Origin of the sequence: Candidatus Kaistella beijingensis, assembly GCF_020084865.1 — a bacterium.
Classification (GTDB): domain Bacteria; phylum Bacteroidota; class Bacteroidia; order Flavobacteriales; family Weeksellaceae; genus Kaistella; species Kaistella beijingensis.
Genome location: NZ_CP071953.1, coordinates 150,893 through 164,329 on the forward strand (window position 1 = coordinate 150,893; position 13,437 = coordinate 164,329).

Below are 13,437 nucleotides of genomic sequence, written 5' to 3' on the forward strand. Positions count from 1 at the left end.
AATCTAAAATCCATATTTTTGCAGTGCGAAACACGAATCCCGCATCCCGCATCCCGCATCTGTAATATGAAGAACTACTATTATTTTCTTGGCGTTGGAGAAAATGCTTCCGAAGAAGACATCAAAAAAGCCTACCGAAAATTATCCTTAAAATATCATCCCGACAAAAATCCCGACGACGATTTCTTCGAAGCCCGTTTTCGCGAAATTCAGGAAGCGTATGAAATGTTGAGTGATGATGAAAAACGGAGAATTTATGACGAAAATTTAGCGCATCAACAAAGAAGTTATCGCCCAAATCTGCCGCCATCAATCCGAACATTTTCTGCCAATAAAATTCGTGTTAAACAAGGCGAAGAAGTCATCATCAACTGGCATACGAATAATGCAGATGTAGTAAAAATTTTACCTTTTGGTTTAGAGAAAGGTTACGGCGAAAGAACTTTCAGAATTAAAGAATTTAAAGATGGAAAATTTCAGATATTGCTTCACGCAACGAATACATTGTTACACAAAACAGTTGTTCAAGGAATAACTATTACGCAAATTTTTGAAACAGAAAGAGAACAGCTGAAAAGTGAAGCTGAAGATTTCTTTAAACCTCAAAAATCTACCCGTACAAATCCAGGCAGGCAACCAAAAGCAGTGAAGATCGTTTTGGCGGTTTTGTTTCTGATAATCGCTATTTTGCTTTTAGTAAAAACTTTTGCGCGTTAAGGGAGTTTTTCCAAAAAAACACACCCACTCACCAACACACCCACTCAAATCACGCCATCTTCAGTCTTCCCGGACATTTTTTGCAACGTTTTCCTTTCTTGAATTTCTTGCAGCATTTCTTTTTTCCACAATAGATTTCTTCGGTATTTCCATAAAAAGGCTGCAGCGGTGCAATTTTGAAAGGTATGATTGGTAAATTCATCGGGCAAATATAATGTAATTTAGAATAATTCAAAATAACTAAAATAAGTTTTACGTCAAAATCAGAACTTTAAATGCGGAGGTTTATGATTTTAAATCGATTTAAAGAGTAACGATGATTCTCTGCTCATTGCCGATAGGTGAAAGCTGATTGGGAAAGCGGAAAAATTGGCAAATTGCCCAATAATTTGTATTTTTACGAACCTTAATTCTAAAATAAATCTTCTAAAAATATATGAACACAACTAAGTTTGTAAACCGCCACATTTCCATGAACGAAGCCGATAAAAAGGCAATGTTAAAGAAAGTGGGCGTTTCTGGTATTGACGAATTAATTTCACAAACCATTCCCGATTCCATCCGTTTGGAAAAAGAACTGAACATTTCGGAAGCACTTTCAGAGCATGAAATGTTGGCTCATTCCAAAGAACTTGCAGAAAAAAATTTACTTTTCGACAACTATATTGGATTTGGCTATCACAACACTATTTTGCCAAGTGCAATTCAGAGAAATATTTTAGAAAATCCTTCTTGGTATACCGCTTATACACCATATCAAGCGGAAATTGCACAGGGAAGATTGGAAGCGTTGCTGAATTTTCAAACCGTTGTTGTCGATTTAACAGGACTTCCTTTAGCGAATGCTTCTTTGTTGGATGAATCCACCGCTGCTTCTGAAGCTATGCACATGTTTTTTGAGAGCAGAACCAAAGAACAGAAAAAAAATGGGGCGATTAAATTTTTTGTTTCAGACTTGGTTTTTCCTCAAACCATTGCCGTTTTAAAGACCAAAGCGGAAGGTTTAGGAATCGACATCATCGTTGGTAACCACAAAAATCATCAGTTCAATGAGTCTTATTTCGGAGTTCTTCTACAATATCCGGGAAAGAACGGAATTGTTTTAGACTATACCGAAAACATCAAATATTACAAAGAATTTAATTTGCAGGTTGTAGTTGCTTGTGACCCAATGGCTTTAGTGAAACTGAAATCTCCAGCGGAAATGGGTGCAGACTGTGCAGTGGGAACTACCCAAAGATTTGGAATTCCGATGGGTTATGGCGGTCCTCACGCAGCATTTTTTGCGTGTAAAGAAGATTATAAACGCGATATTCCGGGAAGAATTATCGGCGTTTCACAAGATGCCTACGGAAAACGTGCTTTGAGAATGGCGCTTCAAACTCGTGAACAGCATATCAAGAGAGAAAAAGCGACTTCAAATATTTGTACCGCGCAAGTGCTTTTGGCGGTAATGGCCGGAATGTACGCTGTTTATCATGGTCCAAAAGGTTTGAACTTTATTGCCGACCAAATTCACTTTAAAGCAAACGGACTGAATGAAGGGTTGAAAATGTTGGGTTACGACGTTGTGGAAGAACCTATTTTCGACACCGTGAAATTCAGGATTCATGAAGATGAGAAAAATGCTTTGATGAGAACCATGCGTGATCAGAAAATCAACCTTAATTATTTCTCTGAAGGAATTGTGAGCATTGCCGTAAATGAGGCTTCAACTGAGGAAAAATTGCAGCGACTTTTTGACGCTTTGGCGAATTTCAAAGACAAGCAAGGTTTCAAACTTTTGTTCAAAGAAGAAATCCAAATTCCAAAAGAATTATTGAGAACCGATGAAATCTTAAAAGATGAAGTTTTCAACAAATACCATACGGAAACCGAATTGATGCGTTATATAAAACGTTTAGAGAGAAAAGATTTGTCGTTGACGCATTCCATGATTTCGCTCGGTTCTTGTACGATGAAACTGAATGCAGCGACTCAAATGCTGCCACTTTCTTGGGCAGAATGGGGAAGTGTTCATCCTTTTGTTCCGACTGAACAAGCAGGAGGTTATCAATATTTAATTAAAGAATTAGAAAAAGATTTAGCCGAAATCACCGGTTTTGCAGGAACTTCTTTACAACCAAATTCCGGTGCTCAAGGAGAATACGCAGGTTTGATGGTGATTCGCGAATATCATAAATCAAGAGGAGAATCTCACAGAAACATCGTCTTAATTCCGCAATCTGCACACGGAACCAATCCTGCTTCAGCGGTGATTGCCGGAATGAAAGTGGTTGTTGTAAAAAATCTTGAAAACGGCGAAATCGATTTTGAAGATTTAAAGAAAAAAGCTGAAGAACACAGCGAAAACCTTTCTGCTGCGATGATTACGTATCCTTCAACCTACGGATTTTTTGATGATAATATTAAGGAAATCACAAAATTAATTCACGAACACGGCGGACAAGTTTACATGGACGGTGCGAATATGAACGCTCAAGTTGGCTACACTTCGCCGGGAAATATTGGTGCAGATGTTTGTCACCTGAATCTCCACAAAACATTCGCAATTCCTCACGGTGGAGGCGGTCCTGGAGTTGGACCAATTTGTGTGGCGGAACATTTGGTGAAATTCTTACCATCAAACCCGAATATTAAGATTGGCTCACATGAAGCGATAGACGCAATTTCTGGTGCTCCTTACGGTTCAAGTTTGGTTTTAAATATTTCCTACGCCTACATCAAAATGCTCGGAACCGACGGTTTGAAAAAAGCTACAGAACACGCTATTCTAAACGCAAACTATTTGAAAGAAATTCTAGCGGAACATTTCCCAATTCTATATGCCAATTCAAAAGGTAGGGTTGCCCATGAATGTATCGTGGATTTCCGTCAGTTTAAATCACTCGGAATTGAAGTTGCAGATGTCGCAAAACGTTTGATGGATTATGGTTTCCATGCTCCAACGGTGAGTTTCCCGGTTGCAGGAACTTTGATGATTGAACCAACCGAATCGGAAAGCAAAGCAGAAATCGACCGTTTCGCGGAAGCATTAATTTCTATCAAAAAAGAAATAGAAGAAATTGCAGAAGGAACTGCAGATGCTGCAAACAACGTCTTGAAAAATGCTCCACACACCGAACAATTGGTGATTTCCGATTCTTGGGATAAACCATATTCCCGTGAAAAAGCGGCGTATCCTTTAGATTGGGTTCGTGAACATAAATTCTTCGCATCCGTTTCCCGTGTTGACGAAGCGTATGGCGATAGAAATTTGGTTTGTACGTGCGCACCGATTGAGGAGTATATGTAAGTATTATTTGTAAAAGCACGCCAAAAAGGCGTGTTCAATATATAGGAATCCCGAAAATATTTCGGGATTTTCTCTTTAATGTTATAATTTTGTTATAACTTTGATAAAAATTTTGAGATGACGACAAGAATCAGAAAAATCGGAAATTCTTCAGGAATCATTATTAGCAAACGAATGTTGGAAGAATTAAATATCGAACCAAAAGATGAGTTAGAGTTGACGGTGAAAGATGGAAAAATCCTAATTCAAAAAATTGACGAGCCAAGAAAAGATTGGAAAGAAAAGCTTCTAAAAGCCGGTTCTATGCAAGAAAAAGGAGATTTAATGGAGTTTCCCAACGATTTTGATACCGAAGAATGGACATGGTAAAACGTTTTGAAATTTATTTTATTGAATTCGACCCAACCAAAGGAAGCGAAATCAATAAGACTCGTCCTGCAGTAGTTATTTCTCCTGATGAAATGAACGAAGCACTGAACACGGTAATTGTTGCGCCATTAACTTCTACTTTAAAGAATTATCCTTCTCGAGTAAATTGTGTGGTGAAAAGTAAAAAAGGTCAAATCGCTTTAGACCAAATTCGGACGATTGATAAAATCAGAATTAAGAATAAATTATCTGTTTTGAAGGAGAAAGAACAGGAAGAAGTTTTCGGAATTTTAAATGAAATGTTTAGAAAATAGAATTTTCAGTCTTTTTTTATAAGATTGATTATTTTTAGAAACTTTTTATTAATTATTTTAGTAAATAAAATAGTTAGTGGAATCGATAAAATAACGCTGATCATTGCAGTAAGAGAGAAAACGGAAAACAGTTCAATAAATTTAGGACTAATACCAAAAATTTCAATAAAGTAGAAATATTGATGAAATATCCGGTCAATTATGTAAAATAGGAGAGTAGAATTTAAAATGTATATAAATTGAAAATTAAAATCTAAAACTTCAAGTTTTTCATTATCAATGTTTCTTGTGCTCAAATTATTTTCTTTGATCTTTCCAAGAATGTATTCTCCTGTATTTAAAGCAATTAAGAAATAAAATGGTATACTTAATATTATAGCCCAAAAAAAAAGAATATATTCGAATATTGTTTGTGGTTGATTTAAGAATAGACCTTTTTTAAAAATTATTTCTAATACAACAATTCCGGGTAAAAATGTATTTATGAGGAAAAAAATTTCTCACTTATACTTTTGTAAGTTTCGTTATTGAAGTTTATCACATAAATATTTTTATAAAAATAACATATATCTTAAGACAAATTGTAGTTTATGAATCTTAATACAATTTTCACCAACCAACGCACCGGAAATCATCCCGCAACTTCCGCTTCAAGAACTGATTTTCAAAGGGATTTTGACCGAATTATTTTCTCTGCCGCTTTCAGAAGATTGCAAAATAAGACGCAGGTTTTTCCGCTTCCGGGAAGTGTTTTTGTGCATAACCGTTTGACGCATTCTTTGGAAGTTTCCTCTGTGGGACGAAGTTTGGGAAGCGCAATCGGAGAATTTATCGTTGATCAATTTGAAAATGATTTGAGTGATAATTCAAAAAACTTCTATCTCCACAATCTTCACAACGTTATTGCGGCGGCTTGTCTTTGTCACGATGTGGGAAATCCCGCTTTCGGACATTCAGGTGAAGATGCGATTGCGAGTTATTTTGAGAAAAATGAAAAGGATTTAAAGCAAAAATTCACCGAAAAAGAATGGGCGGATTTGGTTAATTTTGAAGGAAATGCAAATGCAATAAGGGTTTTAACGCATCAGCAAAACGGAAAAGATGAAGGCGGAACACAACTCACTTTTTCAACTTTGGCAAGTATTGCAAAATATCCCTGCGAAGCGGTTGCGAAGAAAAAAGGAATGATCCACCGAAAGAAGTTTGGATTTTTTCAAAACGAAAAAAACACTTTTTTAGAAATTGCAAAGTCGGTTAATTTGATTCAGGAATGTGAAGAACCGACGATTTTTAGAAGACATCCTTTCGTGTGGCTCGTTGAAGCAGCCGACGATATTTGCTACAACATTATCGACATGGAAGATGCGCACCGACTGGGAATTGTTTCGACTTCTGATTGTGAAAATTTGTTTCTCGAACTCATTAAATCGGAAAATCAAAACACAAAAAGGGTAGAAGATAAATTGGCGATTTTAACCAATTCCAATGAACGTATTTCTTATTTAAGGGCAAAAGTCATCAATGCTTTAATCAATAAATCCATTGAAATTTATAAAAACAATTTCTCTAAAATTTTGGAAGGAAACTTAGATAAAGCGTTACTCGATATTTACAAATCGGAAAACAGATCTTTGCAGGAAATCGAAAGTTTTTCCATTGAAAAAATTTACGGACATAAAGCTGTAATAGAGATAGAAAATGCAGGATACAACGTCATGTACGAATTGCTGAATCATTTTATTCCGCCAATATTAAAAGAAAAAGCGGAGAGAAAATCTTACGACAAAATGGCTTTAAAATTATTACCAAAACAGTTTTTTTATGAAGATGGAAATGATTATCAGAAGGTTTTGGGCGTGATTGATTTCGTTTCTGGGATGACCGATAATTTTGCGACCGACCTTTACCGAAAAATTAAGGGAATTGATATTGGAATGACGATGTAAATTCATGAATTTTTCATATCTTTCTAAAGTTTAATATTAAAAATTACCTATAAAAATTTGAGTTATGACATACATGGGAGTAATTGTCTTTTTAGGACTTATCGTATTATTTGCATCGTTTTTCACGGTGAAACAAGCTACAGCAGCAATTGTGGAACGTTTGGGGAAATTTCATTCCGTTCGTCACGCGGGATTGCATTTGAAAATTCCCTTTATTGACCAAGTTGCAAAACGGATGAACTTGAGAATCCAGCAATTGGATGTGATGATTGATACCAAAACTTTGGACAACGTGTTCCTTAAAATGAAGGTTTCAGTTCAGTATCAAGTGATTAAAGAACAGGTTGCAGATGCTTTCTATAAATTGGAAAGTCCTGATAATCAGATTACTTCCTATGTTTTCGACGTTGTTCGTGCAGAAGTTCCAAAGATGAAGTTGGATGACGTTTTCGTGAGAAAAGACGATATTGCGATTGCTGTAAAAGGCGAGCTTCAGGAAGCCATGCAAAGTTACGGCTACGACATTATTAAAGCTTTGGTGACCGACATCGATCCAGATGAACAGGTAAAACATGCGATGAACAGAATTAACGCTGCAGAACGTGAAAGAACTGCCGCTGAATATGAATCTGAAGCTCAAAAAATTAGAATTGTCGCCGTTGCAAAAGCGGAAGCTGAATCTAAAAAACTTCAGGGTCAAGGTATTGCAGACCAAAGAAGGGAAATTGCAAAAGGTCTGGAAGAATCCGTAAAAATGTTGAACGCTGCAAACATCAATGCACAGGAAGCTTCTGCGTTAATCGTGGTTACTCAGCATTATGACACGCTTCAGTCGATTGGCGCGAATAACAGAAGTAATTTGGTTTTACTTCCAAACTCGCCAAATTCTGCAAGTACAATGTTGAACGATTTGATGGTTTCGATGGCGGCAACACAAAAAATGGATGACCTGGCTAAAAAATAAATCGCTAAAGAATTGATACTAACTGTCCTGCAATTTTTTGCAGGACACTTAGTTTTCAGGCATTTCGTTATGACTTAAATTTTAACTTTCTGGTGAGAAGTTCGAAGAACATTTTGAAATCTGAAATCAAACTCCATAAAGGATATTTGAATGTTGCCGGTTTATTTTTCTCGTAAACCGCGTGTGAAAACCAAGCAAAACCGTATCCGAAAATGGGGATGTACCAAAGAAATCTTTCTTTTCCCGACCAAATTACATAAACAATGACCACGAAAATCAAGAATGTTCCAATAAAGTGGAAAATTCTCGTCATTGGTTTGCTGTGCTCACTCAAATAGAACTGGTAAAATTCCCTGAAAGTTTTGATGCGTTCCATTTTAATTCAAATCTCCGTTGAGTTCCTGGTTTAATTTACTGTTTTTGTAGCCGTAAGAAAAATAGATGATCATACCGATCCCAAACCAAAGAATGAACCAAAACCAGTTATTGTGGCTCATTCCCGTTAAAAGATATAGACAAGAACTCAAACCAATCAACGGAATTAGAGATAGATTTCTCACGAAAGCTAAAACGCACAAAACCAAATTGATGATGATAAAGAAGAAGATCGAGATTCTAAATTCGCCCTCATTGGGATCGTGCCAATCCATGAGGTTATGGAAAAATTCAGGTTGCCAAAAATAGAAGAAAGTCAAACCTCCTAAAAACAAAACCGGAAAAATAATCTTCGCATTGATGTACGGCAAATGAAATCTTCCTTTCAGTTTTTGTTTTGATGGAAGCAGCAAAACGCCGCCACAAACTAAAACGAAAGCGAAAATCGTCCCGATACTCGTGAAGTCTAAAATAAAGGATTTATCGGTAAACAAAATCGGAACTCCCACTACAAAACCTGTAACAATGGTTGCGAAACCTGGAGTTTTATGCTTCTGATGAATCTCCATGAATTTTTTTGGCATTAAACCGTCGCGACTCATGGCGTACCAAATTCTCGGCTGTCCCATTTGGAAAACCAAAAGAACGGTAGTAATCGCGATAATGGCACCCAATGAAACCACGAATTCCATCCAAGCAACATTGGCATTAGTTTTATCAAAAATAAACGAAAGTGGATCTCCAACTCCGTCGAATTTTCGGTAATCCACCATTCCTGTTAAAACCAAAGTAAGGACAATATAGATCGCGGTACACAAAACAAGAGAAATAATCATTCCTCGTGGTAGATTTTTCTGTGGATTCTTTGTTTCTTCAGATAAAACACTCAATGCATCAAAACCGATGTAGGCGAAGAAAACTCCAGAAACGGCACTCATAACTCCCGAAAAACCATTCGGCATAAATGAACTTTCACCCGTAATTTTACTCACCGGAAACCAATTATCCGTATTGATGTAGGCAACTCCAACTGCGATAACCAAAAGAATGATGAACAATTTTAATAATACAAAAAGATTGTTGAAATTTTTTGATTCTCTCACTCCGACGTAACACAACCAAGTGATTAAACCGTTAATGACTAAAGCCGGCACATCTAAAATTACTTTTAAATTTCCTATAATTGGTGCGGTTTTCCAAGCGTTGATAAGTTCTTGATTGGTGGAATGTCCTAAAAAGGCCTTTTTTGCTTCCGTATAGCTGCAAGTTAAATAATCTGGAATATGAATTCCGATTCGGCCCATAAAACTGGTGAAATAATCGCTCCAAGAAAAGGCAACATAAATATTCCCGAAAGAATATTCCATGATTAAAGCCCAACCAATAATCCAGGCAATCAATTCCCCGAAACTGGCATAAGCATAGGTATAAGCAGAACCAGCGGTTGGAATTCTACTCGCAAATTCCGCGTAACAAAGCGCAGTGAATCCACATGCAAAACCACAAATCACGTATAAAACGATCACCCCTGGTCCGCCGCGGAAAACGGCTTCACCCAAACTGCTGAAACTTCCCGCACCGATAATGGCGGCAATTCCGAAGAATACAATATCCCAAACTCCTAAAACCCGAAGCAAACCCGATGAATGGTCGCTTTCGCTGTAATGTTTTCTTCTGAAAAGCTGGTTCATAAAAATTAATTTACACAAATGTAAAAGAAAATTTGGGAAAATTATTTTTTTTAGGTTTCAAATACTAAAAGTGGCAGAATTTTGGTTTTTAAATAATAATGTATTTTTGGCAAAAATTGAAGATGATGCGGAAGCTTTCTGTTGTTTTTTTTATCTGTTTTCTAGTTTTGGGTTTTGCTCAAAGTGTATCTTTATACAACCCGGCAAATAATGTTCCTTATCCTTCTGAACAATATTTCTGTAGCGGAGAGCAATTTAATTTAAAGGTTGATGCAGTTGCAACTTCAACAGGGGATTATGCAATTACCAAAGATTTCGCCTCAAGTTTTCCGCTTGGAGCCGGTTCTACTGAAATTACTTTCCCAGCAACCGGTTCTAATAAATTCAGTGATTCTTTTCCAATTGGATTCAGTTTTAGTTTTTACGGTAAAACCTACTCAAGAGTTGTGGCAGGAAGCAACGGAAGACTTGTTTTCACCAATGATCCTCAACTGGAAAGTTTAAAAGATCTAAATACCTACACCGATCGAACTTTTAGCGGAATTGCAGGCTATAATACCTTGTCGGTTTTGGCATCAACCGACTATAATAAGGTCTTTAAAAATAATCCAAATCAGGAACTCAATTTAGCGCAGATATTTTTTGGTTACACGGATTTGGTGCCGAAATCGGTGAATTCGGGCGTTACCTATCTTTACAAAAATGTTTCTGTTGGAGGTGTAAATGCGCTTTTAGTATCATTTCAGAATATGATCAGAACCAATGGAACGGGTTCGATTTCTTCCACCTCTTACGAAAGTTACATTTTATTATTACAGGATGGAAGAATCATCATCAATGTTAATAATAAAAGCGAGAACAGTTACCGTGCAATTTTAGGAATTCAAAATGATGATGCCACAAAATTTAAAGTTCCTACACACAGTTCTGCCGGATCGGATTACAATAACGGATTCTGGAAGAGTGAAGGTGTAGCCTGGATTTTTACACCCAATCAAAATCTTACGCCGAGATTCAAATGGTATCAAAACGCAACTTTATTGGGGGAATCGTCCAACACTTTAAGCAATTTTTCGCCAAGCGATAACGATATTCTGAAAGTTGAGGTAAATTATCTTGATAGTTCCGGTAATCAGGTTGGATCAACAGTTACCGATTCTGTAACGTTTAAAATGCTTTCAAAGCCACCAGTTACGCTTACGCAACCAAGCTGTTCCACTGCGGTTTTAACAACCCCATCAATTCCTGGAATCCAATATGAATGGTTTCAATCTGGAAATACTACCGTTTTATCCACCATCAATACATTAACAGCTTCTGCAAACGGAAATTATTTTGTCAGAATAAAATCACCCAATTCAAGTTGTTTTGTAGATTCAGATCCTGTTCCAGTTTCTGTAGGTGGAAATTTCCCCAATTTTAACAATGCACCAAAATACATTTGCAAAACCGATGGTGCTACAACAACTTCCGTAAATTTGTATGATTATTACCCTGCAAATCCCGCAAATTATACGGTAACATTTCAAGAAAACGGAGTAAATGTTCCCGATCCGACAAATTTTCCCATCAACGCTAATACAACAAGAACGGTGGGAATTATTGCCAATAGCGTCACAACTTCTTCCTGTAGTTTCAATACGACTTTCGATATTGTTTTTGCCTCTTTACCACCAAATAATTCTGAATTAATCGCGAATAAATTATGTTTTGGTGCCGATAATTATATATTAAACGATTTCCAAAATCAGTTTTTTTCAGGTAAAAATTATCAATATTCTTATTCGTTGGATGGTGGAAGTACTTTTCAGAACTTAACTTCGGTAAATCCACAAACGAATAATCCGATTTTGGTGAAAATTAAACATCCTGATTTCAGTTGTGAAACTGTTGTTAAATTAAAGTTCGATTTTCATCCCAAAATTTTAATAAATCCGATAACGCCATTTCCCGCACATTGTTATTCGTCTACGGAATATTTTGATTTGAATTTTACAAAAGCCGAACTGGAATATGCTCCGAATATCAAGGCAACTTTCTTTAAAGATGCTGCATTTTCAGATCAGATAACGAATTTAAACTACAGAGGAAGTGGAACAGTTTATATCAAAATTGAAAATACCGACACGGGCTGTTTCGTTTCAACAACAATAAATTTAACAATTTACCCAAAACCCGCATTAATTAAATCATCACCTGAAATAAAATTTCCAAAAGCATGTGGTACAACAATTTATGATTTAACATCTCAAGTTTCAGATTATATAGGCGTTTGGACTGGATATTCTGAAATTAGGTATTTCGACGGAAACGGAAATCAATTGACGAATACTGCGCAATGGCAGAATTACAACTCGCAAATTTCGGGTGCAAATCCTTACATGATTTTGGTTTACAACCAAACAAATAATTTGGAATGTTCAGATAAAATCAACTTCGATTTGAAATTATTGTTGAAACCTGCCGCTACAATTTCACAAATCTTAATTTGCAGCGAGCTCTCTTATTCTCTTCAAAATTTTAAGGATAAAGTGATTGCCAATTCTTCCAACTACACTTTTACTGATCTTTCAGGAAATCCGCTTCCTGCGAATTTTGACCTTTCTGTTTTGCCTTTAACGGTGAACTTTTTAATGAAAGATAATGGTAATGGATGTTTGTCCGATCCACAATCGGTGCGTTTTATTCAAGGTGGAGCATCGGTTTTATTGAGTACCGAAACTAATTATTCTTTATGCGATGATGATTTTGATGGGAAAACTTCTTTCAATCTTGATTCTAAAAAATCAGATTTTACCACCGATCCTACTGCGATTTTTGAATATTTTAAAGATGCCGGTCTTACCCAAACTATCACTTCGACTTATAGTAATGAAGTCGCCTTTAATCAAACGGTTTATGCAAGAATTACTTTGCCTGGATTCTGCCCCGTGGTTGTTAAGATTCATCTGATTGTGAATACGCCATCTAAATCTTCAACGATTTTGCCTAAATATTTTATCTGTTACGGCGAAACTTTAACAATTGACGCAGGAACTGAAAATGTGAAGTGGGAGTGGAGCACAGGAGAAAATTCGCAAAGCATTCAAATTACCAAAGCTGGAAATTATTCAGTGAAATTAACCAATGCAAATGGCTGTTTTTACACCCACGATTTTATTGTTTCTGATGAAAATCAACCGAAAATTGAGGTCATCAATCAAACCAATGATTCAATAGAAGTCATTGCAAATGGAGGCGAAAAACCTTATCAATACTGGTTTAATGGACTTTCGCAAAGTTCAAATATATTGCTGAATCCTACAGCTTCCTCTTACGTCATTCAAGTGGAATCTGCGACAGGTTGTTTCGGCGAACCGAAAACAATTTATTTTATTAAAATCAACAATGCCTTCACTCCAAATTCCGACGGAATCAATGATTATTGGACCATCGAAAATCTGGATAAAATGGATAATATTTCCTTAATGATCACCGACCGTTACGGAAATAAAGTTTTTGAATCTCAGAACAAAAACAGTCTGGTTTGGGATGGAAGTCATCACGGTAGAAGTTTGCCAACTTCAACGTATTGGTATTCCGTGACTTGGTTTGATCCTGTAACCCAGAAAAACGAGCAGCGTCAAGGTTGGATTTTACTGAAAAACAGAAATTAGGTTCGAGTGACGAGTTACGACATGCTGGATTCTAGTTTTTAATCGGCGGCGAAATTCCGCTTCTTTTTAGGGATGTCTGAATCAAAGATTCAGACGCAGTGGTTAATTTT

9 protein-coding genes are annotated in these 13,437 nt (G+C 36.5%); 7 read left to right on the forward strand and 2 right to left on the reverse strand.

Features of this window, described 5'->3' with window-relative positions:
• Positions 1–66: 66 nt before the first annotated feature.
• From J4771_RS00685 to J4771_RS00710, 6 genes are all read left to right on the forward strand, one after another.
• On the forward strand, positions 67–717 hold the full coding sequence (locus J4771_RS00685) for a DnaJ domain-containing protein (protein ID WP_224135571.1): 651 nt from the start codon (positions 67–69) through the stop codon (positions 715–717).
• A gap of 436 nt (positions 718–1,153) precedes the next feature.
• Positions 1,154–4,012 (forward strand): aminomethyl-transferring glycine dehydrogenase, encoded by a 2,859-nt coding sequence (gene gcvP / locus J4771_RS00690; RefSeq protein ID WP_224135572.1) that lies wholly within the window; start codon positions 1,154–1,156, stop codon positions 4,010–4,012.
• A gap of 117 nt (positions 4,013–4,129) precedes the next feature.
• Complete coding sequence (locus J4771_RS00695) at positions 4,130–4,381, forward strand: AbrB/MazE/SpoVT family DNA-binding domain-containing protein (RefSeq protein ID WP_224135573.1); 252 nt, start codon at positions 4,130–4,132, stop codon at positions 4,379–4,381.
• Complete coding sequence (locus J4771_RS00700) at positions 4,369–4,695, forward strand: type II toxin-antitoxin system PemK/MazF family toxin (RefSeq protein WP_224135574.1); 327 nt, start codon at positions 4,369–4,371, stop codon at positions 4,693–4,695. The genes J4771_RS00695 and J4771_RS00700 overlap by 13 nt, the downstream gene beginning before the upstream one ends.
• Positions 4,696–5,285: 590 nt before the next feature.
• Entirely contained in the window at positions 5,286–6,641 is a 1,356-nt protein-coding gene (locus J4771_RS00705; protein WP_224135575.1) for a deoxyguanosinetriphosphate triphosphohydrolase, read from the forward strand.
• A 64-nt stretch (positions 6,642–6,705) separates the two neighbouring features.
• Positions 6,706–7,605, forward strand: a complete 900-nt coding sequence (locus J4771_RS00710; RefSeq protein ID WP_224135576.1) for an SPFH domain-containing protein — start codon at positions 6,706–6,708, stop codon at positions 7,603–7,605.
• A gap of 67 nt (positions 7,606–7,672) precedes the next feature.
• On the opposite strand, the gene J4771_RS00715 is transcribed toward J4771_RS00710, so the two are convergent.
• Together J4771_RS00715 and J4771_RS00720 are read right to left on the reverse strand one after the other, a co-directional pair.
• Entirely contained in the window at positions 7,673–7,981 is a 309-nt protein-coding gene (locus tag J4771_RS00715) for a DUF962 domain-containing protein (protein WP_224135577.1), read from the reverse strand.
• Position 7,982: 1 nt separating this feature from the next.
• Complete coding sequence (locus J4771_RS00720) at positions 7,983–9,671, reverse strand: APC family permease (protein ID WP_224135578.1); 1,689 nt, start codon at positions 9,669–9,671, stop codon at positions 7,983–7,985.
• Between the two features lie 98 nt (positions 9,672–9,769).
• Here J4771_RS00720 and J4771_RS00725 point away from each other — a divergent pair, with 98 nt between their 5' ends.
• The gene (locus J4771_RS00725; protein ID WP_224135579.1) at positions 9,770–13,327 is read left to right on the forward strand and encodes a T9SS type B sorting domain-containing protein; all 3,558 of its coding nucleotides are present in this window, start codon (positions 9,770–9,772) and stop codon (positions 13,325–13,327) included.
• Positions 13,328–13,437: the final 110 nt, after the last annotated feature.